Source organism: Cellulosimicrobium sp. E-16, from assembly GCF_049913115.1.
Lineage (GTDB): Bacteria > Actinomycetota > Actinomycetes > Actinomycetales > Cellulomonadaceae > Cellulosimicrobium.
On the sequence record NZ_CP183974.1, the window covers coordinates 3,679,773 to 3,700,306 of the forward strand.

19 protein-coding genes, 1 tRNA gene and 1 pseudogene are annotated in these 20,534 nt (G+C 75.8%); 11 read left to right on the plus strand and 10 right to left on the minus strand.

The features are described from left to right. Positions 1–254: 254 nt before the first annotated feature. Positions 255–347 (plus strand): annotated as a pseudogene (locus ACN9MS_RS16115) (FmdB family zinc ribbon protein); the annotation flags it as partial. A 62-nt stretch (positions 348–409) separates the two neighbouring features. Here the strand turns inward: ACN9MS_RS16115 and ACN9MS_RS16120 are convergent. Continuing rightward, a complete protein-coding gene (locus tag ACN9MS_RS16120) occupies positions 410–634 on the minus strand; it encodes a hypothetical protein (protein WP_426311945.1) in 225 nt (74 codons plus the stop codon). An 84-nt stretch (positions 635–718) separates the two neighbouring features. Between ACN9MS_RS16120 and ACN9MS_RS16125 the strand changes: the two genes are divergently transcribed. Continuing rightward, entirely contained in the window at positions 719–1,447 is a 729-nt protein-coding gene (locus ACN9MS_RS16125) for an SAF domain-containing protein (RefSeq protein ID WP_426309471.1), read from the plus strand. Between the two features lie 173 nt (positions 1,448–1,620). After that, positions 1,621–2,085, plus strand: a complete 465-nt coding sequence (gene mscL / locus ACN9MS_RS16130) for a large conductance mechanosensitive channel protein MscL (protein WP_426311913.1) — start codon at positions 1,621–1,623, stop codon at positions 2,083–2,085. Positions 2,086–2,295: 210 nt separating this feature from the next. Here the strand turns inward: mscL and ACN9MS_RS16135 are convergent, their stop codons facing one another. Further along, positions 2,296–2,535, minus strand: a complete 240-nt coding sequence (locus ACN9MS_RS16135; RefSeq protein ID WP_378233739.1) for a hypothetical protein — start codon at positions 2,533–2,535, stop codon at positions 2,296–2,298. Between the two features lie 337 nt (positions 2,536–2,872). Continuing rightward, positions 2,873–6,964: a hypothetical protein gene (locus tag ACN9MS_RS16140; RefSeq protein WP_426309472.1), complete on the minus strand. Its 4,092-nt coding sequence runs from the start codon at positions 6,962–6,964 to the stop codon at positions 2,873–2,875. A gap of 825 nt (positions 6,965–7,789) precedes the next feature. On the opposite strand from ACN9MS_RS16140, the gene ACN9MS_RS16145 reads away from it, so the two are divergent. Together ACN9MS_RS16145 and ACN9MS_RS16150 are read left to right on the plus strand one after the other, a co-directional pair. Further along, positions 7,790–8,869, plus strand: coding sequence for a hypothetical protein (locus tag ACN9MS_RS16145; RefSeq protein ID WP_426309473.1), 1,080 nt, complete (start codon positions 7,790–7,792; stop codon positions 8,867–8,869). A gap of 41 nt (positions 8,870–8,910) precedes the next feature. Beyond that, positions 8,911–9,288 carry a hypothetical protein gene (locus ACN9MS_RS16150; RefSeq protein ID WP_426309474.1) on the plus strand — a complete coding sequence of 126 codons (378 nt, stop codon included), beginning with the start codon at positions 8,911–8,913 and terminating at the stop codon, positions 9,286–9,288. A 35-nt stretch (positions 9,289–9,323) separates the two neighbouring features. On the opposite strand, the gene ACN9MS_RS16155 is transcribed toward ACN9MS_RS16150, so the two are convergent. Then, positions 9,324–9,396, minus strand: a tRNA-Arg gene (locus tag ACN9MS_RS16155). A 140-nt stretch (positions 9,397–9,536) separates the two neighbouring features. Between ACN9MS_RS16155 and ACN9MS_RS16160 the strand changes: the two genes are divergently transcribed. Further along, the gene (locus tag ACN9MS_RS16160; protein ID WP_426309475.1) at positions 9,537–10,502 is read left to right on the plus strand and encodes a nucleoside hydrolase; all 966 of its coding nucleotides are present in this window, start codon (positions 9,537–9,539) and stop codon (positions 10,500–10,502) included. Between the two features lie 57 nt (positions 10,503–10,559). Here the strand turns inward: ACN9MS_RS16160 and ACN9MS_RS16165 are convergent, their stop codons facing one another. The 4 genes from ACN9MS_RS16165 to ACN9MS_RS16180 all read right to left on the minus strand — a co-directional run bounded on the left by ACN9MS_RS16165 (position 10,560) and on the right by ACN9MS_RS16180 (position 13,591). Further along, positions 10,560–11,186: a dihydrofolate reductase gene (locus ACN9MS_RS16165; RefSeq protein ID WP_426309477.1), complete on the minus strand. Its 627-nt coding sequence runs from the start codon at positions 11,184–11,186 to the stop codon at positions 10,560–10,562. 5 nt (positions 11,187–11,191) lie between these two features. Continuing rightward, positions 11,192–12,031 carry a thymidylate synthase gene (locus tag ACN9MS_RS16170; protein WP_426311914.1) on the minus strand — a complete coding sequence of 280 codons (840 nt, stop codon included), beginning with the start codon at positions 12,029–12,031 and terminating at the stop codon, positions 11,192–11,194. 103 nt (positions 12,032–12,134) lie between these two features. Next, positions 12,135–13,151 (minus strand): aldo/keto reductase, encoded by a 1,017-nt coding sequence (locus tag ACN9MS_RS16175; protein ID WP_426309478.1) that lies wholly within the window; start codon positions 13,149–13,151, stop codon positions 12,135–12,137. Beyond that, positions 13,148–13,591, minus strand: a complete 444-nt coding sequence (locus ACN9MS_RS16180) for a MerR family transcriptional regulator (RefSeq protein WP_426309479.1) — start codon at positions 13,589–13,591, stop codon at positions 13,148–13,150. Before ACN9MS_RS16180 ends, ACN9MS_RS16175 begins: the two co-directional genes overlap by 4 nt. Positions 13,592–13,744: 153 nt before the next feature. Here ACN9MS_RS16180 and ACN9MS_RS16185 point away from each other — a divergent pair, with 153 nt between their 5' ends. The 4 genes from ACN9MS_RS16185 (at position 13,745) to ACN9MS_RS16200 (ending at position 17,316) form a co-directional block, all read left to right on the plus strand. Beyond that, entirely contained in the window at positions 13,745–15,169 is a 1,425-nt protein-coding gene (locus ACN9MS_RS16185) for an NAD(P)/FAD-dependent oxidoreductase (protein ID WP_426309480.1), read from the plus strand. A gap of 163 nt (positions 15,170–15,332) precedes the next feature. Further along, the gene (locus ACN9MS_RS16190; protein WP_047232436.1) at positions 15,333–15,851 is read left to right on the plus strand and encodes an OsmC family protein; all 519 of its coding nucleotides are present in this window, start codon (positions 15,333–15,335) and stop codon (positions 15,849–15,851) included. A 32-nt stretch (positions 15,852–15,883) separates the two neighbouring features. Continuing rightward, on the plus strand, positions 15,884–16,804 hold the full coding sequence (locus ACN9MS_RS16195; protein ID WP_426309481.1) for a hypothetical protein: 921 nt from the start codon (positions 15,884–15,886) through the stop codon (positions 16,802–16,804). Positions 16,805–16,839: 35 nt separating this feature from the next. Beyond that, the gene (locus ACN9MS_RS16200) at positions 16,840–17,316 is read left to right on the plus strand and encodes an SRPBCC family protein (protein WP_426309482.1); all 477 of its coding nucleotides are present in this window, start codon (positions 16,840–16,842) and stop codon (positions 17,314–17,316) included. 24 nt (positions 17,317–17,340) lie between these two features. Here the strand turns inward: ACN9MS_RS16200 and ACN9MS_RS16205 are convergent, their stop codons facing one another. Next, positions 17,341–18,753, minus strand: coding sequence for a DHA2 family efflux MFS transporter permease subunit (locus tag ACN9MS_RS16205; RefSeq protein WP_426309483.1), 1,413 nt, complete (start codon positions 18,751–18,753; stop codon positions 17,341–17,343). Positions 18,754–18,807: 54 nt separating this feature from the next. Here ACN9MS_RS16205 and ACN9MS_RS16210 point away from each other — a divergent pair, with 54 nt between their 5' ends. Next, positions 18,808–19,434 carry a TetR/AcrR family transcriptional regulator gene (locus ACN9MS_RS16210; protein WP_426309484.1) on the plus strand — a complete coding sequence of 209 codons (627 nt, stop codon included), beginning with the start codon at positions 18,808–18,810 and terminating at the stop codon, positions 19,432–19,434. 117 nt (positions 19,435–19,551) lie between these two features. On the opposite strand, the gene ACN9MS_RS16215 is transcribed toward ACN9MS_RS16210, so the two are convergent. Beyond that, a complete protein-coding gene (locus ACN9MS_RS16215; RefSeq protein WP_426309485.1) occupies positions 19,552–20,421 on the minus strand; it encodes a PadR family transcriptional regulator in 870 nt (289 codons plus the stop codon). Positions 20,422–20,534: the final 113 nt, after the last annotated feature.

The window sequence follows — 20,534 nt, forward strand, 5'->3', positions numbered from 1 at the left end:
GGGCGGAGCCGGCGCCTCGGCCGGCGTCGCGGGGTCGGCACCGGGGACGGAGTCACCGGCGGGGGCCTCGGCGGGTTCGTGCACAGACACGGATGCGAGACTACCCGGCCCGGGGCGAGCACCGGGCCGCGTATGATTAGCACTCGGAAGTTTCGAGTGCCAGGCGGTGTTGACACCGACGACCCGGCCGAGACCGACCCGATCCCGACCCGCCGGTGGCCGCCCGACGGCCGTCTCGTGAACGAGGAGAACCCGTGCCCACCTACGCGTACACGTGCACCGCCTGCGGTCACGCCTTCGACATCCACCAGTCGTTCAGCGACGACGCCCTCACGGTGTGCCCCGAGTGCTCGGGTCGCCTGCGCAAGGTGTTCTCCTCGGTCGGCGTGACGTTCAAGGGCTCAGGCTTCTACCGCACGGACTCGCGCTCGGGCGGGAAGTCCTCGACGGCGCCCGCCGCCTCGAAGCCGGCCTCCTCCTCCGCGGCGTCCGGCGCGAGCACCACGTCCGGCAGCTCGACCAGCACCTCGTCCTCGTCGGGAAGCTCGACCGCCTCCTGACCTGACGCCCGCGGGCGCGGTCCGCGGGCAGCACCGCCGACGGCGGTCGACCACAGCCCCGCTCCGGACGGCACGTCCGGGCGTCGACGCTGCGTCCCGTCCACAGGTCCGCACCGGTCCGCGCGTGCCCCGCCCGGCGGGTGGCTACGGTCACGCGCATGCTGCGCTCGCCCCGCCTACCGGATCCCCGCCCGCGACCCGACCGTTCGCCCGCGCGGCGACGGCTGCTGCGCGGGGTGTGGTGGCGGTCCCGGTTCGTCGTGGCCGCGCTGTGCTGCGGCGCAGCGTCCTCCGTGGTCGTCGGGGCGCTCCGCCCTCCCCCTCCCCCGACCGCCCCTGCCGTCGTCACCACGCGTGAGGTGCCGGCAGGCGCCCTGCTGACGGAGGCGGACCTCCGTGTGGACCGCGTGTCCGCGGAGCTCGTCCCGGCGGGGTCCGCGGCAGGTCCGGGCGACGTCGTCGGGCGCCGCGCGACCGTCGCCCTGGCCGCGGGCACCCTGCTCCAGGACGCGCTCGTCACCGGTGGCGAGCTCGCCGCCGCGGCTCCCGCGGGCACGGTCGTCGCGCCCGTCCGGCTCGATCCCGGCGTCGCGGCCCTCCTCGGCCCGGGAGACCGCGTCGACCTCCTCGCCGCGGGCGACCAGGTGCTCACGACGGCGCTCACGAGCGCGGCGACCGACGGCCAGGACCCGACGGCCGTCGACCCCTACCTCGCCCGCGCGGCCGTCGTCGTGCCGGCACCCGAGCCCGAGGGCGGGGGCGGGCTGCTCGGGACGGGCGGGTCAGGCTCGGACGTCGTGACGCTCGTCGCCGTGCGTCCCGAGGAGGCGGTCCGGCTCGCGGCCGTGAGCGGGCAGACGGGTGTCACGGCCGTCCTCGTGCCCTGACGGGCGACCCGAGGACCCGAGCGGCGTGCAGGGTGAACCCGACGCCGGTGCCCGACCCGCCGGGCCAGGCCGTTGCCCATCGGTACCCGCGTTGGGAGGATCGCGCGTGCACCTGTCGTGGCACCGCCGCCACGCGGACCACCGACCTGAGAGGGAAGCAGCACATGAAGGGCGTGTTCCAGGGATTCAAGGAGTTCGTGCTCCGAGGCAACGCGATCGACCTGGCGGTCGGCGTCGTCATCGGCGCGGCGTTCACCGGGGTCGTCACGGCGATCGTCGAGGACTTCATCAATCCCCTCATCGGGGCGATCTTCGGCAAGCCCGACCTCACCGGTCTGTGGGACATCACGCTGCGCGCGGGGAACGAGGCGGAGGGCATCCCGGCGTCCGTGATCTCCGTGGGCGGCGTGCTCAACGCGATCCTCCAGTTCCTCATCGTCGCCCTCGCGCTCTACTTCTTCATCGTGCTGCCGATGAACAAGCTCGCCGAGCGGCGCAAGAAGGACGTCGAGCCCGAGCCCGAGGCTCCGGCAGAGGACGTACGCGTCCTCCAGGAGATCCGCGACCTCCTCGCGGCGCAGGCGGGCACCGGCCCGGGCGGAGCACCCGGCGGCCCGACGCCGCCGCGCGGCCTCTGAGCACGAGCCACCCGGCCGCCGCCTGAGATCCCGCAGCGTGGCGACCCTCGGACGAACCCGGGGTTGCTCCTCACCTCACGCCATGGATGGGGAACGACCCCGGGTTCGACACGTCAGCGAGCAGCTCGGCGCCGACGACCGCCACCACGGACCGGCCGCGGGACTCGTCCGTGCCAGTGCCGACCGTAGGCCGTCGTCAGTGTCGCGCGGTCAGTGCCGCCCGTAGTGGGGTGGGACGTCCCCGAGCAGACGGTCGTCGTTCTCGCCCCGGACCCCCCGTCCGGGCGCCGCCTCGTCGCCCCAGCCCTCGGACCGCTCGTCGGCGCTCACCCCGGACACGACCTCGCTCTCCGTCCCCCGTCGCACGGCCCGCCGCGGCCGACGACGCCGCCCCGCGCCGTCGGGCGCGTCGTGCGTGCGGTCAGGACTCGGGTCGGACGTGGTGCTCACGCCTCCATCGTCGCACCGCTGGCCGACCGGGCGTGGACCACCCACCCGCCCATGGGGGAAAGACGCTCGAGGGCACCAGACGCCGGACCCGGGCGACACGACGACCCCTGTGCCGAGTAGCCGGTGTGATCTCCGGGAGCGCGGCGCACGGTGAGACGACATGGCGGGGTGGGAGGCGGCGCCGGGTCGTGGCGGGCCTGGCGGGAGCCGCGAGGAACGAGCGGCGGATGGTAGACCCGGCGCCGCCTCCCACCCCGCACCCAGCCCGACCACGCGGGTAGTGTTCCCCCGGCCCCGCCCCAGCACGACCACGCGGGCAGTAATCACATGCCGACGGCTACAGGTCGTCGTCGCCGTGCTGCTCGTCGTCGTCGATCACCGGCACGACGACGATCCTGTCGCCCCCGCCGGTCTGCGCGACGCCCCCGGTCTCCGGGAGCCGCTCGTCGCGCACCGCCTGCACGACCCGCCGGATGCGCTCGGCCTCCTTGGCCGGGTCGAGGAACGCGGCGGCGGACCACACCTGCGCGACGGTCCACCCGATGCGCTCGAGGCGCTCGGCCACCTGCCGGTCCCGGACGCGCACGCTGCGCTCGGCGACGTAGGCGGCATCGTCGGTGAGGACGGCGACGAGGAGCTCGCCGGGGAGGTCGGGGTGGCCGACGACGAGCGGGATGCGGTCACCGTCGCCGATCCCGTAGTCGGTCTCGACGACGAGGCCGGCGCGCCAGAGGCGCTCGGCGAGGTCGAGCACGAGCCGGTCGGGGCTGCCGCCGAGGTCGACGCCGTTGCCGAGGGTCACCTGGTCGGAGGCGCCGCTGCGCTGCTCCGCGAGGTCGAGGACCTCGGCGAGCAGCCGGGCACCCGCGCCGCGCAGGCGCTCGGGGTCGAGGTCGCCCGCGGTGAAGCAGGTCACGACGTGGAGGCGGCGGCGGGTCGCGCCGACCGAGTCGAGCAGCATCGCCTCGGCGCCGGGCGTGTTGAGGATGCCGAACCGGTGCAGCACGCGGCCGTGCGGCGTCCGGCCGAACCCGACCGACAGGACGATGGTGTCGCGCACGAGCCCGGCGACGCCGGAGACGTCGGCGACGACGACGGGCTCGGCCCGGGACCCGGAGAAGAAGCCGGCGAGCGCAGGGTTCTGGCGCACCTCGACGAGGAGGGCGTCGCGGATGCGGTCCGCGTGCAGAGGCGTGACGGTGACGATCGCGAGGGACTCGTCGGGTCGCGTGAGCGCGTGCTCGATCGCGACCTCGACGACCCGGTCGACCTCGGCCTGGGTGCTCTCGACCGCGCCGGACGTCGGGTCGGGCATGCCCGCGCCGTCGACGACGTCGAGCTGGACGAGGACCTCGGCGCGCGGCAGGGGCGCGGGGCGCAGCACGCCGTCGTAGCCGTGCTCGGCGAGGAACGTCGTGACGAAGGGGTCGCGCCGCGACCCGTCGGCGAGGAGCTCGACCGTCGGCAGCAGCTCGGCGAGCTCGCGCACGGTCTCGGTCGAGGCGGCGCGGGGGTCGCCGACCGCGACGACCTGCCGCCCGCGAGCGAGGGCGGAGAGCACGAGCTCGACGGGCGCGTGCTCGATCGCGTCGAGGACGACGAGGTCGACGGTGCGCGTCGCGGGGACGAGGTGCGGCATGAGGGTCGGCGTGGCGACGAGCACGGGGCGCAGGCGCCGCAGCACGGCGGGGTGCTTCTCGGCCGTCTCCCGCAGGCTCACGAGGCGGCCCTCGAGCAGCTCGGTGAACAGGTCCTCGGCCTCGTCGCGGTGCTCGCGCATCGCGGTCCCGAGGTGGTCGCGGACCGCCGCGCGGACGGGTGCCGCCAGCGATGCGACGTGCGTGCGGTCGAGGTCGCGGAACCGGCGCGCGAGCGCGTCGAGGCCGGCGCCGTCCTGCCCGGCCAGCGCCTGGTCCTGGGCGAGCACCTGCTCGAACACGGAGCTCCACCACGCGAGCTCCAGCTCCGGACCCACGAAGTCGGGCTCGACGCGGCGCGCCGCGAGGTCGGCGAGGAGCTCGCCGAGGCCGAGGTCGGTGAGCCGGCGCAGGATGGCGGTCCGCGCGGGCAGGGAGTCGAGGGACTCGGCGTCCTCGGCGAGCGCGTCCAGCCGGGTCGCGAGCGCGTCGAGCGGGGCGTCGAGGAGGTCGTTCCCGCCGGGGGTGCCGTCGAGCGCGGGCGCGAGCTCCTCCACGTCGATGCGCACGGCCTCGTGCGTGTCCTCGATCGCGGACAGCCCCTCGGGCAGGACGGGCCAGCCACCGCGCGGGCACTGCTCCTGCCAGACCGCGCGCTGCGCCTGCACCTCGACGAGCGCGGCGTGCAGGTCGGGCACGCGCACGCCCGGGCGGACCATGTCGCGCGCCTGGCGGCGCAGCCGGCGCCGGACGAACCAGCCCATCTCGACGCCGCGCTGCTCGCGCCACTGCTTGGTCGCGGTCGCCTCGACCATGTCCTGGGCGGTGCGCTCGAAGATGAGCGGCTGGAACACGTCGAGCGTGCCGCGCATCCCCCCGAGCATGGTGAGCTGGTCGCCCCACTGGCGCAGCGTCGTCGCGGGCGTGAGCCCCGTGCGCTGCGCGACCTGCCCGACCTGCGCGCGCAGCTGCGGGAGCGTGTGCGTGCGCAGCCGCTCGACGCGCACGAGCGCGTCGTGCGCCTCCTGCGGCGTGGCGAGGGCGGCGCCGTACCAGGGGGTCGAGGTCGCCCGTGCGGTGAACGCGCCGAGCAGTGCGGCCTCGCGCAGCTCTGCGGCGGCGCGTTCCCGCTGCGGCCCGACGCCGAGCACGACCTCGGTCGTGAGGCGCACCCGGGTGTCGGGGGCCGGGCGCTCGGCGGTGAGCCGGGCGAGCGCCTGGAGCGCGTCGTAGGCGGACACGCCCCACGGGTCGCGCACGAGGTGCAGCGCCTCGATGTACCCCGCGAGCCGGGCGCGCGCCCCGAGCAGCGCGTCGCGCGTGCGCGCGAGGTCCTCGTCCTCGCCCGGCTCGGGCTCGGTCGCCATCGCGGACAGGAGGCGGTGCGACGCCGTCTCGCGCCACGTCGGCTCCGGCACGATGTCGAGCACGAGGCCGCCCAGGCCCAGCTCGTCGAGCCGTGCGAGGAGCGCGTCCGCGGCGCGGCGGTGGCCCGGGACGTACAGCACGTGACGCCCCGACGCCGCGGCCTCGGCGACGACGGCCGCGAGCGTGCCCGCGACGTCGGAGCCGGCCGGCGCGTCGACGAAGAGGTGCGACCCGCTCGCGAGCACGTCGACGACGTGGCGCTGGGACGGGTCGAGGTCGCCGGCGCCCCGCTCGTGCACCGGGTCCGCGTCGCCGACGCGCCGCGCGGGCAGCTCGGCGCGCAACGCCGTGGCCGACCGCTCGTCCCCGGCGAGCGCGGCGACGACCTCGTGCCGCTCGAGCGCGGGCGCGAGCTCGTCGAGGTCGTCGACGAGGACCTGCCCCGGGTGCACGAACGTGCCGACGAGGACGCGGTGGGTCAGGTCGAAGTCGTCGAGGACGGCCTGGCCGAGCGCGGCGATACGACGGGTCGCGTCGCCGGGGTCGAACCCCGCGCCGGTGAACGTGGAGCGCGCGAGCGTCACCGGGTCGAGGAGCGCGCCGTGCGCGCGCAGCGTGCGCGCGAGGAGCGGGTTGATCTCGGCCGTCGGCTCGAGGGTCAGCTCGTAGTCGGTCTCGCCGTCCCCGCGCGGCGTCACGGTCAGGGGGCGCAGGAGCACGGGCGCGCGCACGGTCCGGGACGTCGGCTCCTGCTCGCCCTCCTCGACCTCGCCCCGCGGGTGGTGGCCGGCGTCGGGGACGCGTGCGTCGTCGTGCCCGGCGGACCCGCCCTGCGCGTCGGGGACCGCGGGGCCCTGGTCCCCGTCCGTGGGGCGGCCGGGTCCGTCGGCGCCCGGGGCGGCCACGTCGTCGTCCGCGCTCGGGACGATCGTCGCGGGGGTGCGACCCGCGACCCGCGCGAGCGCCGCGACGTCGTCCTCCGCGAGCGGTGCCGCGAGGCTCTGGGTCCAGGTCGCGACCCCGATCGCCAGGTACGTGGGCGCGACGCCGTAGCGCTGGGCGTGCTCGGCGGCGCGGACCACGACGGCGCGCGCGCGGCGCCGCGCGGCAGGCAGCGACCCGCCCTCGCGGAACAGGTTCGAGAGCCGGGTCGGTCGCCCGGCGAAGAGCTGAGCGACGCCCGAGGGGTGGGCCGCCGTCAGGTCGACGACGGCGTCGCCGAGGAGCGAGACGTCGGCGAGCGACGACCCCCCGGCGAGCTCGACGAGACCAGCACGCCACCGCGTCACGGCCTCGTCGACGAGGTCGGCCGTGGTGGGCTCGGGGACGAGCACGGGGCGGGGCGGCGTCACGTCGTCGTCCGGCGCGTCCGCCTGGTCGGCCCCGTCGGGAGCGGTCGCGGGCAGCCGAGCAGGATCGGCCACGCTCCGGGCGGCTGAGCTGGTGCGGGCTGCGGCATTCACCCTCCGACGCTAACCGTCCGCCTCGCGAGGCCCGGGGCGGCGCGCCGGAGGGTCGGCGACCCGGTCCGCCGGGCGGCGCCGGGCCGTGGCCGCCCTCCGACGGGTCGAGCGCGGGACGCTCTGGAGGCGGGACGACGAACGGCCCCGGATCACGAGAATTCGTGTTCCGAGGCCGTCGTTCCGAGCTATTCCGGGGTGTTCTCCCGGAGAAGTGTGAAACAGCGCGCACCGCGCAGGGGGCAGGCGATGCGCGCTGTCGAGGACTATCTTGCACGGCGAGATGCCGGGCGTCAACACGGTCCGCGGTCCTGGACGGGTGAATCACCCGCGCCCCCCAGAGACATCTGAGAACCACCTGGACGAGCGTCCACAACATGCGCGTGATTCCGCGAATTCGAGAGCCCGGACGGCCGCCTCGACGGTGTGGCGCACACCACACCGCACGGCGTGCGGCGAGGCTCCCGCGGCGCCCGACAGCGGTCCACGCGGCCCTCGGCAGGATACGTCGCCGGCGTCGGGCCGCCTTGCCCGTCGCCCCGGGGTCGTGCACCACCCGGGCGCGACGACCGACACCGGCGCGCCCGCCGCACCGCTCCGACCGGCGGCGTCACAGGATCTCTCCCGTTCGTCTGAGCCCCCGGCACGACGCCCCTGAGCGAGGTCCACACGAGCGGCCTACCGTGGGAGGACGCCCGTGGCCCGACGCCGGTCCCTGGCGCGCGGTCGTCGTCCACGGCCGGTGGCGGCGGGTGGTCCTGCCCGCCGACGACCGGAAACCCGCACCACGTGACGACACCCCCAGCCCCCCGCCCCGAGAGCGACGACTCCCCCGCCTCGCGCCCCGCGCCCCACGACGCCGGACGCGAGGCAGGGCGTGCCGCCGCGGAGACCGCACCCGCGAAGGAGCGCGAGGCCCCGGCCCGGCTCTCCCTCACGCAGGTCGTCGCGAGCTCTCTCGCCGCCGTGAGCACCACGGTGCTGCTGTCGTACTTCGGGACCGCGGGCACGATCATCGGCGCCGGCATCGCGAGCGCCCTCACCGTCGTCGCGAACTACGTCTACACGCGCTCGATCCAGAAGACGCGCGAGCAGCTCGTCCCTGTCGTCGGCAAGGTCGTGCAGGTGACCACCGGCGCGAGCACCGCACGCGACCGCGCGACGACCACCGCCGTCACGACCGCGGTCGCGAGCGTGCCGCGCGGGACGGTCGTCGTGGCGGACCCGGCGTCCGACGCGGGTGCGGCGGCGCCTGTCGAGCCGGACGACGACACGACCAGGACGGAGGAGGCCGTGGACCGGGGCGACGTCGGCGCTCCGCCCGAGCCGGGCACGGACCCGGAGCCGCCGCAGAACGCCTGGCTGCGGCTCGTCGACCGCTACGGCCGCGGCCGGGTGCTGACCGTGTCGGCGCTCGCCCTGTTCGTCGTGGTGATGGGCGTCGTGCTCGTCGTCGAGCTCGCGATCGGCAAGCCGATCTCGGACGCCGTGCGGGGCGTGGAGGGCTCGGGGACGACGATCAGCCGCGAACGCTCGACCGGCACGGAGGATCCCGCGACGCCCGCGCCGTCGAACCCGGGCGTGGACCCGTCGACCGTGCCGACCCAGGAGCCCGCGCCCGCTCCGTCGACGACGCCGACCCCGGCACCGACCGACGAGCCCTCGACCACGCCGACGCCGGAACCCACCGAAGAGCCCACGCAGGAGCCCTCACCGGACCCGACGACGCCAGCACCCGAGCCGACCGAGCCCGCCCCCGGCACGGGTGAGGGCGGCGGCGCAGGAACGGGCGAGGGCGCCGAGGCCGAGACGGGCGGCAGCACCGGCACGGCGCCGACACCTGCACCGTCCACGCCCGCCTCGGCCTAGACCTCGCGGCCGGACGACGACGGCGGTGGGAGGATCCGAGGATGCGCCGGTCCCCGCACGCTCCCGCCCTCCGCGCGACCGCCCTCGCGCTGGCCTTCCTGGCCGGGCTCGCCCCGCTGCTGGCGGGGTGCGCGGCCGCCGACGACTCCGACGGGGCCGCCGCGCCCCCGGACCGGCCCGCGGACGTCGCCGGGACCGTCGCCCGTGACGAGGGCGCGCCGCGACTCGTCGACGCGTCCGACCCCTACTACGAGGGCATGTCGCTCCTGTCCGAGAGCACCCTGGTCCTGGACACGGAGGGCGCGCGGGTCGACGGCGACACCCTGACCGACGGTGACGCCGTGGAGGTGTGGGCCGACCTGTGTGCGGAGTCGTACCCCGTGCAGTGCCAGGTGGTCGCGGTGCGCGTCGTCGGCTGAGCGGGCCCCGCGCTCGGGAGCAGAGGGGCGTTCGGTGCGCCTGGCCAGATTCGAACTGGCGACACCCGCTTTAGGAGAGCGGTGCTCTATCCCCTGAGCTACAGGCGCGCGGCCCCGGGGAACGGGCCGGGGGACAGCCTAGCCGTCGGTGGCCGTCGGAGGCGAAGCGCGCCCGCGCCGACGGTGACCGTCGGTGACCGTCGTGCAGGAGCGTGGCCGGCAAGTGGTCGGCGCGCGAGGATGGGCGCATGCCCACCGGACGTGCCGACGCGCCACGCCGCGTCCTCCTCGACTGCGACCCCGGCCACGACGACGCGATCGCGATGCTCCTCGCGCACGGCAGCCCCGCCGTCGACCTCGTCGCCGTGACGACGGTCGCCGGCAACCAGACGCTGGAGAAGGTCACGCGCAACGCGCTCGCGGTCGCCGAGCTGGCCGGGATCGACGTCCCGGTCGCAGCAGGGTGCGACCGCCCGCTCGTCCGGCCGCGGATCGTCGCGCCGGACATCCACGGCGACTCCGGGATGGACGGGCCGGTCCTGCCCACCCCGCGCCGCGCCGTCGACCGCCGCCACGCGGTGGACCTCATCGTGGACACGGTCATGGGCGCCGAGCCCGGCGAGATCACCCTCGTGCCGACGGGGCCGCTGACGAACGTCGCGATGGCGGCGCGCAGGGAGCCGCGCATCGTGCCGCGCGTGCGGGAGGTCGTGATGATGGGCGGCGGCTACCACGTGGGCAACCGCACGCCGGTCGCGGAGTTCAACGTGCTCGCCGACCCGGAGGCCGCGCACGTCGTGCTGAACGAGGCGTGGCCGGTGACGATGGTCGGCCTGGACCTCACGCACCAGGCCGTCGCGACGCCCGACGTGCGCGAGCGGCTCTCCGCGCTCGACACCGCGCCCTCCCGGTTCGTCGGGGAGCTGCTCGACTTCTACGGGGCGACGTACCGCTCGGCGCAGGGCTTCCCCTACCCGCCCGTCCACGACCCGTGCGCGGTCGCCGCCGTCATCGACCCGCAGGTCATGACGACGCGTCGCGCCCCGCTGGACGTCGAGCTCCACGGCGCGCTGACCACCGGCATGACGGTCGCGGACCTGCGCGGCGACGAGCCCGCCCCCGACGAGTGCCGCACCCAGGTCGCGGTCACCCTCGACCACCGTCGCTTCTGGAACCTCGTCCTCGACGCCCTCCGCCGCCTCGAGCCCGCCTGACGCTGAGTGCATGAAATAGTCGCGCTCGGACGGCCCGAGCGCGACTATTTCATGCACTCAGCGGGTGGGGTGGGGGTGGTCGTGGGTGACGAAGCGGTAGCGCAGGCCGGTGGACGACGTCGCCCAGGCGCCCGCGTGCGTTTCCCATCCGTCGGGGACGGGGGGGGCGTAGGTGTCGCCCTCGACGACGGCGTCGATCTCCGTGACGACGCACCGGTCCGCGAGCGCGATCGTCGCGCCGTAGAGCTGCGCGCCGCCCATGACCCAGACCTCGCCCGACCCGGTGTCGCGCGCCGCCGCGCGGGTGGCCGCGAGCGCCTCCTCGACCGACCCGGCCACGCGCACGGGCGCGCCGGCCGGCTCGGGCGGGCGGCCGCCGTCGGGCACCGCGCCGCCGGACGCACCGACGCGCGGCGACCGGTCCCCCGGCGACCACCCGGGCTGCCGCGTCACCACGACGTTCACGCGCCCGGGCAGGGGCCGGAACCGGGGCGGGAGCGAGTCCCACGTGCGGCGGCCCATGACGACGGGGTGGCCCGACGTGAGGCGCCGGAAGTGCGCGAGGTCCTCGGGCAGGTGCCAGGGCATGGTGCCGCCCGCACCGATGACGGGCCGCCCCGCGGCGTCGCGCGCCTGGGCCCAGACCAGCCCGAGCGTCGGCCCGCCGGGCGTCTCCTCCCCCACCGCCGTCAGACCGCGATCGGGGCCTTGATCGTCGGGTGGTGCTGGTACCCGACGACCTCGATGTCCTCGAACTCGTACGCGTCGATCGAGTCGCGCGGCGCGAGGCGCAGGGTCGGGTAGGGGTACGGCTCGCGCGTGAGCTGCTCGCGCACCTGCTCGACGTGGTTGTCGTAGATGTGCACGTCGCCGCCGGTCCACACGAAGTCACCGACCTCGAGCCCGGTCTGCGCGGCGACCATGTGGACGAGCAGCGCGTACGACGCGATGTTGAACGGCACGCCGAGAAAGAGGTCGGCCGAGCGCTGGTAGAGCTGGCACGACAGCTTCCCGTCGGCCACGTAGAACTGGAAGAACGCGTGGCACGGCGGCAGGGCCATGTTCTCGATCTCCGCGACGTTCCATGCGGAGACGATGTGCCGGCGCGAGTCGGGGTTCGACCGGATCTGCTCGATCACCTGGGCGACCTGGTCGACGTGCCGCCCGTCCGGCGTCGGCCACGAGCGCCACTGGACGCCGTAGACCGGGCCGAGCTCGCCGTCGGCGTCGGCCCACTCGTCCCAGATGCTCACGCCGTGCTCCTGCAGCCAGCGCACGTTCGAGTCGCCGCGCAGGAACCACAGCAGCTCGTACGCGATGGACTTGAGGTGCACGCGCTTGGTCGTGATCAGGGGGAAGCCCTGCGACAGGTCGAAGCGGATCTGCCGCCCGAACACGCTGCGCGTGCCCGTCCCGGTGCGGTCGCCCTTGGGGGTGCCGTGCGCGAGGACGTCGCGGAGGAGGTCCTCGTACGGGGTCGGGACGGGCCCGGGAGCGGTGCCCGACGGCGCAGGCTCGCCGGTGCTCACGGGTGCGGTCGGGGCGTCGGTCGCGTCGAGTGCCACACCCGTCAGTGTGTAACTTTGCCGGGGCCGTGTCGAACCTACACACCGCGGCGTTCGTCACCCTCGCTCAGCGGTCCTGGCCGTCCGGCGTCGGGGCGTAGTCGCGGTGGCCCGCGACCTGCGCCTGCGGCACGGCGTCGGCGAGACGACGCAGGTCGTCGGCGGTGAGCTCGAGGCGCGCCGCCGCGGCGTTCTCGTCGAGGCGCTCCGGACGGCGCGTGCCGGGGATGGGCACAGCGCCCTGCGCGACCACCCACGCGAGCGCGACCTGCGCCTCCGTCGCGCCCCGCTCCGCGGCGATCTCGCGCACCCTGTCCACGAGCCGCAGGTTGGCGGCGAACGCGTCGGGCTGGAACCGGGGCAGGCCGCGACGCGCGTCGTCGGGCGCGAGGTCGTCGAGGCTGCGCACGCTGCTCGTGAGCACGCCGCGCCCGAGCGGGGAGAACGCGACGAACCCGATGCCGAGCTCGTCCATGACGGCCTTCTCGCCGTTGCGCAGCACGTCCGGGGAGAAGAGCGAGAGCTCCGACTGCACGGCCGCGAGCGGGTGTACGGCGTGCGCGCGCCGGATCGTCTCGACCGACACCTCCGACAGCCCGAGGTGACGGATCTTGCCGGCGGCGACGAGCTCGGACATCGCGCCCACGGACTCCTCGATCGGCACGGCCGGGTCGGCCCGGTGCAGGTAGTAGAGGTCGATCACGTCGGTGCCGAGGTGACGCAGCGAGCGGTCGGCCGCGCGGCGGATGTACTCGGGCGTGCCGTTGCGCCCGTGGACCGTGCCGTCGTCGTCCGTCTCCGCCGAGGCCTTGGTCGCGAGCACGACCTCGTCGCGCCGGTCGCCGAGCGCGCGCCCGAGGAGCTTCTCGTTCTCGAACGGCCCGTACGCCTCGGCGGTGTCGAGGAACGTCACGCCGACGTCGACGGCGTGGCGGAGCGTCGCGACCGCCTCCGCCTCGTCCGTGGGCCCGTAGAACGCGCTCATGCCCATCGCGCCGAGGCCGATCGCGGAGACGTGCAGGCCGTCGCCGAGCGCGACGACGGGCGGTCGGGTCGTGGCGGGGTGGTGGGTGCTCGTGGTCATCGGGAGACCTCCTGGTCGTGATCGGTCCGGTCGTGGTCGGTGGTGGCGCGGCGGTACGACGCGATCTTGGCGTCGAGGGCCGCGAGGTGGCGACGCGTGCGCTCGAGCTCGGCGAGCACGCGCTCGCGGTGGCCTTCGAGGACGACGAGGCGCTCGGCCTCGGTGCCCGCCCGGCGGCTGAGGTCCGCCATGACGCGCACGTCCGCGATCGACATGCCCGTCTCGCGGAGCATGACGAGCCCGGCGAGCCACGCGACGTCGTGCGGGCCGTAGCGGCGCCGCCCGCCGCCGTCGCGCGGCGCGGGATCGAGCAGCAGCCCCTCCTTCTCGTAGTACCGGAGCGTGTCGACGCTCAGCCCGACGGCGCGCGCCGCGTCGCCGATGGACAGGCCCTCGGGCGGCACCTCGACGGGCGGGACGGGGATCAGCAGCTCGGACATGCCTCGAGCATGCGACCTGGAGTGCGCTCCAGGTCAAGGGGAGTCAGCGTGACGCACGTCATGTCACGGAACGGTTCTCCGCCCGGTCGACAGGGTGAGCGCGCCGGAAGGGCGCACCAGGCGCCCGGCACGCTCACGTCACAGGAGGCAGTGATGGAACGCATCGTCGTCGTCGGTGGGGGCTACGCCGGGTTCACGGCGGCCCGGGAGCTCGAGAAGCGCCTGCGGCGCGAGCTGCGCCGCGGCGAGGTCGAGCTGGTCCTCGTCGACCCTCGCCCGTACATGACCTACCAGCCGTTCCTGCCCGAGGTCGTCGCGGGCTCGGTCGAGGCGCGGCACGCCGCGGTCGCGCACCGAAGCCACCTGCACCGCACGCGCCTCGTCGACGGGACGGTCGAGCGCGTCGACCACGCGCGCCGCGCCGTCGTCGTGCGGCCGCGCTCGGGCGAGCCGTACGACCTCGCGTACGACACGGTCGTCGTCACGGCCGGCGCGGTGACGCGCGTGTTCCCCGTGCCGGGCGTCGCCGAGCACGCGATCGGCATGAAGCACGTCGAGGAGGCCGTCGCGATCCGCGACCGGCTGCTCACGTCGTTCGACCGCGCGGCGAGCCTGCCCGCCGGGCCCGAGCGGGAGCGGCTGCTCACGGTGACGTTCGTGGGCGGCGGGTTCTCGGGCGTCGAGGGGTTCGCCGAGCTCCTGTCGCTCGCGCACGACCTCACGCGCGTCTACCCCGAGATCGACCCGGCGGAGCTGCGGTTCCACCTGGTCGAGCGCAACGCGCGCATCCTGCCGGAGGTCACCGAGCGTCCGGGGCGGTGGGTCGTGCGCGAGCTCGAGCGCCGCGGCGCGCACGTGCACCTGGAGGCGGGCCTCGTGTCCGCCGAGGGCGGGGTCGTGACGCTGTCGACCGGCGAGTCGTTCGCCACGGGGCTGCTCGTGTGGACGGCGGGCAACGCGGCGAACCCCGTCGTCGCGACGCACACGGACCTGCCCGTGGACGCGCGCGGCTACCTCGTCACGCGACCGGACCTGCGGGTCGGGACGGTGGACGACACCGTCCCCGACGCGTGGGCCGCGGGCGACGGCGCGGCAGTCCCCGACCTCGCGGTCCCGCGGCCGGGCGCGCTGACCGTCCCCAACGCCCAGCACGCGGTGCGGCAGGGCCGGCGTCTCGCCCGCAACCTCGTCGCCGCACGTCGCGGCCGTGCCACGCGGCCGTACGTGCACGGGAGCCTCGGCGTGGTCGCGACGCTCGGCCTCGGCTCGGGCGTGTTCGAGTACCGCCGCCTCGTCGTGCGCGGGCGCCTCGCGTGGCTCATGCACCGCGGGTACCACGTGCTCGCGATCCCGACGTGGGAGCGCACCGCCCGGGTGGTCGCCGTGTGGGCGACGGGCGCGCTGTTCGGGCGCGACGTCGTCTCGCTCGCCGCGGTGCAGCACCCCCGCGAGGCGTTCGTGGCGGCCGCCCCGGCCCCGCGCGCCACGGCCGCGCGACCTGCCGAGCAGCCGTCCGAGGAGGGCACCGCCACGCCGGCGGGACCGCGCACCGCGCCGGAGCCCGTCCGCGCGGCCTGAGACCGCCGTCCGGGTCGCGTCGGCCCGCCCCGACCGACGCGACCCGGGCGGCTCGACCGACCTCGCCCGGGCAGGACGAGGGAATCGCCCGCACCCGCCGCGCGTTCTCCCCGGAGGGCGGACCTCCCGGACGCCGCGACCCGACGAGTGCGAGGATTCACGCATGACGACGCAGCCTTCCGAGACCAGCCTGAGCCCCGCCGACGAGGCGGAGCACGACGTGCCCGCACCGTCCCCCGCGCCGGCCGACGCGCTCTGGGTCGAGCGCACCGGGACCCGCACGTACACGGGGCACTCGGCACGCGGCGCCCAGGTGTCGATCGGCCCGGCGAGCGAGGGCGCGGTGTTCACCCCCGGAGAGCTGCTGAAGATCGCCCTCGCCGCGTGCGCGGGCATGAGCACGGACCGGACGTTCGCGCGTCGGCTCGGCGACGACTACGCGGTGACGATCCACGTCGAGGGCGCCAAGCTGCTCGAGGAGGAGCGGTACCCGAAGATCACCGGCACGTACGACATCGACCTCACCTCCCTCGACGACGACGCGCGCGACCGTCTCGTCACCGTCGCCGCGCGAGCGATCGACAAGGCGTGCACGGTAGGGAGGACGGTCAAGGCCGGGGCCGAGGTCGAGTACCTCTTCCAGCCCGAGGGCGCCGGCCGGGAGGTCGAGACACCCGCCTGACGCGGGACCGGCACGCGATGACGGGAGGCGCCATGGCGCACCAGCAGGACCCCTCGAGAACCCCGGTGCCGCGTGGTGGCACGCCTGCGTACGGCACGCCGCCACCCGAGGGCACGCGCGCGGACGTGTCGACGCAGGACGCCGTCGACTGGGCCGCCTACCGGCCCACGCCGCTGCTCGACGCGGCGCTCGACAAGGCCGTGACGATCCCGTCGCACGTCATCCGGGCCCACGTCGACGGGGTCCGCCGTCGGAACCCGGAGGCGAGTCCCGCCCAGATCGTGCGGATCCTCGAGCGCGAGTACCTGCTCGTCATCCAGGCCGCAGGCGGCGCCGTCGGTGCGGTGGCGGCGTTCCCGGCGGTCGGGACGGGCGTCGGGATCGCGCTGACGTCGAGCGACATCGCGACCTTCTTCGCGTCCTCGGCGGCGTTCGCGCTCGCCGTGGCGGACGTGCACGGGATCGCCGTGGACGACGTCGCGCGCCGCCGCGCCCTGCTGCTCGCCACGGTGCTCGGCGAGAAGGGCGCGCGCGACGTCGAGCGCGCGACCCAGGGCTCCGGTCTCGCGTGGGGCAAGGTCCTGCTGACGAGCATGCCTGCCGGGACGCTGGTCAAGGTGAACAAGGCGCTCGGCAACCGCTTCCTGCGCACGCAGCTCGCCAAGCAGTCGGGCCTCGCGATCGGGCGGCTCGTCCCGTTCGGCGTCGGCGCCGTGGTGGGCGTCGCGGGTGCGCGGGCGCTCGGGCACGGCGTGATCGGTCAGTCCCGACGCGCGTTCGGTCCGCCGCCGTCCGTGTTCGGGCGGCTCCTGGAGGTCGTGGAGTCACCGGTCGAGGACGCGCCGCCGCGGCTCGTCCCCGTGCCCGACGACGCGGCGGCCCCCCGGCGACGCCGTCGCCTCCTGCCCGGGCGCGCGCGGCGAGACCGCTCCTCCGCGCGCGACGCGGAGTGACGAGCGGCGACGCGGCGCCCCGCACGGGTCGACCCGTGCGGCGGGTCGCCGTGGCGCGCGAGCTCGACGTCGACGCGTCCGTCGCGTTCGCGTGGGTGGCCGACCCGCGCACGCACCCGCGCTGGATCCCGCTCACCGTCATGGCGACCCCCGCCGCCCGCGGGCCCGAGGTCGGCGACCGCTTCACGATGGTGAGCGGGCCGCGCGTCGGGCGCACGGGCCGCGGGTTCACGGACCGCATGGTCGTCGAGACGCTCGACCGCCCGTCCGTCGCGGCGGAGCGCACCGGGACCACGCGCGTGCGCAAGCTGGGGCCGGTGCTGCTCGGCGACGCCGGGTTCGACGTCGTGCCGCACGGGCGCGGCCGCTGCCGCGTCGTGTGGTGGGAGGAGGCGTACCTCGCCGGCCCGGTCCCCCGCGTCGTGACCGCGCCGCTCGTCGGGCTCGCGCTGCGCGTGATGATGCACGTGTCGCTGCGCCGCCTCGAGACCCGCCTGTCCGCCCACCGCTAGACGCGTGCCGAGCGTGCCGGACGGTCACACCGCCGGTCCTGCGGCCGCCGGCGCGCGGAGCGCCGGGGCGAGCACGGCAACGAGCACCGCGGCCACGACGGCGAGCCAGAACGGTGTAGCGCCCGCGGCCGCGGGCCACCCTCCCGCGCCGGAGCCGCCGGCTGCGGCGAGGATCGCCGCCAGGACGGCGACGCCCAGCGCCCCGCCGAGCTGGTTGCCGATGAAGAGCACGGTGCTGCCCGAGGGGACGAGCGGTACCGGCAGCGCGCGGTAGACGGCGGAGACGGTCGGGCTGCCGATCGAGCCGAGGCCCAGCCCGATCGCGAGGGACGCGAGGACGAACACCACGAACGGGGTCGACGGTCCGCTCGTGACGAGGAGGACCGCTCCCACGAGGGCGACGACCGCGCCTGCCGCGACGGGGCGCGGCGCGCCGAGCCGGTCGCTCAGCCGCCCCGCGACGGGCATCGCGACCAGCGTCCCGACGGCGTACGGCACGAGCATCGCGCCCGCGACGGACGCGGACAGCCCGGCGACGCTCACGAGGTACTGCGGCAGCCCGAAGAACAACGGGTAGATCGACAGGCCCAGCAGCGCCATGACGACGATCCCCGCGGTGAAGCCCGGGTACCGGAACGTCCCGAGGTCGACGATCGCCGCCGACCCGCGACGCCGCGCGACGAGCACGAACGCGACGAAGCCCAGCGCAGACACGGCGACGAGCACGACGAGCCCGCCGTCGACACCGGCCGCGGCCCCGCGGGAGAGCGCGACGAGCGCGGTCGACGTCGCGGTCGCGAGGAGCGCGAGGCCGACCACGTCGAGCCGGACCGGCGTCCGCTCGGCGTCGCGGACCGTCACGACCGACCCGACGAGCACGACCACCCCGAGCGCGGCGATGAGCCCGAGCGACCACCGCCAGCCCACGGTGTCCGCGGCGACACCTCCCAGCACCGGCCCGGCGAGCGGGCCGATCGACATCGCCGCCGCGACGACGCCCATGACCCGGCCCATCCGCGCCGGGCCCGCAGCGCGCGCGACGGCGGTGAGCATGAGCGGCTCGAGCGCTCCGCCCCCGAGCCCTTGGACCCCGCGCGCGAGGACGAGCGTTCCCAGGTCGGGGGCGAGCGCGGCGGCCGTCGCCCCGACGACGAACACCGCGAGGCCCGTGAGCCACGTGGCGCGCACCCCGAACCGTAGGCTCGCCCACCCCCCGAGAGGGATCGCGACGGCGGTCGCGAGGAGGTACGCCGTCGTGACCCAGTGCACCGACGACCCCGCGCGCAGCTCGTGCGCCAGGGCGGGGACCGTGGCCCCGACGATCGTCGTGGCGAGCAGGGCGAGCACTCCCCCTGCGGTGAGCAGGACGATGCCCGCGCGCGATCGCGGGGCACCGGGCGCCGCGGTGAACTCACTGGTTTCCTGGACTGAACTCATGCGTTCACTATACGCACGAGTTCAGTCAGCACAACCCCCAGGTAAGATCGAGCCATGGCCACCCCCCACCCCCGCACGGACCGCCGCGAGGCGATGCTCGACGCCGCGCTCGAGGTGTTCTCCCGCGACGGCTACGACGGCGGGAACATCGACGAGATCGCCCGGGTCGCGGGGGTCGCGAAGCCGACCGTCTACAGCCACTTCGGCGACAAGGCCGCGCTGTTCGAGGAGACCCTGCGACGCGGCGCGCGACGCGCGAACGAGCGGGTCGACGCCGTGATCGACGCGATCGACCTCGACGGCGACGACCTGCGCGGCGAGCTGACGCGCCTCGGCGACGCTCTCGTCGGCTGCGTGACGCACGACGACGGCGCCGCCGTGATCCGGCTCCAGCTCGGCGAGCGCGCGCGGTTCCCCGAGGTCGTCGACGAGGTCAGCAGGGGCAGCCGGGAACGCACGATCGACCGGCTCGCGGGCAAGCTCGCCCAGCTCGGGGCGGCCGGCCGGCTGCGCGTGCGCGACCCACGGCGTGCTGCACGCCAGCTCCTCGCGCTCGTGGCGGACGACGCGCTCGTCACGAGCGGGTACGGCTCGCGCGTGCTCGACCCGGGCGAGCTGCGCGGCACGATCGACGACGGCGTGGACACGTTCCTCGCGGCGTTCGGCCCGGACGCCGCCTGAACCGCGGTCGATCCGGACGAGCGGAGGGGTCGGACGCAGAGACGCCGAACCCGGGGTCGCTCCCCACCCGCGACTGCGGGTGGGGAGCGACCCCGGGTTCGGCGGAGCGGGCGAGGGTCAGGCGGTCGGCTCGTCCTCGACCGGGGCGTCCTCGACGTGCGTGTCCGACGACGCGGGGTCGTCCGCGTCGGACGCGACACCCGACGCGGCCGGGCCGGCGAGGATCAGGTAGAGCTCGCGGCGGGTGCGCTCGAGGAGCTCCGCCGCGGCCTGGGCCTGCTCGTCGGTGCCCGTGCGGGCGACCTGGTGGACCGCTGCGGAGACGGCCTCGACGCCCGCGCGCAGCTCGCGCCGCGAGCGCCCGCCGCGACCGGCAGCCTGGGCGAACGGGTCGCCGAGCTCGGCGGCGTGCTCCGCGACGTACGCGGTGCCCGCCGCGGTGAGCGTCGCCAGGCGGCGCCCGCCGTCGGCCGAGAGCTCGACGAGCCCTTCGTCCTGGAGCAGGTTCAGCGCCGGGTAGACCGCGCCGGGGCTCGGGCGCCACTGGCCCTCGCTCCGCTCGGCGATCTCCTGGATGACCTGGTAGCCGTGCATGGGCTGCTCGGAGAGGAGCAGCAGGACGGCGGCGCGGACGTCGCCGCGACCGGCCCGCCCGGGGCCGCGACCGCCGTGACGACGGCCGCCGTGGCCCGGGCCGAACCCGGGGCCGCCCGGCCCGAAGCCCGGGCCGAACCCGCGCTCCCCGGGGCCGAAGCCGCGCCCGCCGTCGGCCGGGCCGCCGAACCCGCGGCCACCGCCGCGGCGCGCGCCGCCCCGACCACGGCCGGAGGGGGCGTCGCCGCGGAACCAGGCCGCGTCGTCGGGCACGGGCGGGAAGCCGTCGCGACGACGGCGGTCCGGGCGCGGCCCGGGACGCTCGCCGAACGGCTGGGACATGTTCTGGACGTTCTCCGGGGTCCTGCCCCGGTGCTGGTGTGCGTAGCTCATGGGATGTGTCTCCTGTGTTCGTGGGGCTCCGGGTGATCCGCGGAGCGGTGGCGGGCCGGTGCGGCCTCGCGGTGGTCGCGAGCCGCGTCTCAGGCTCAGCGATACGGTAACGA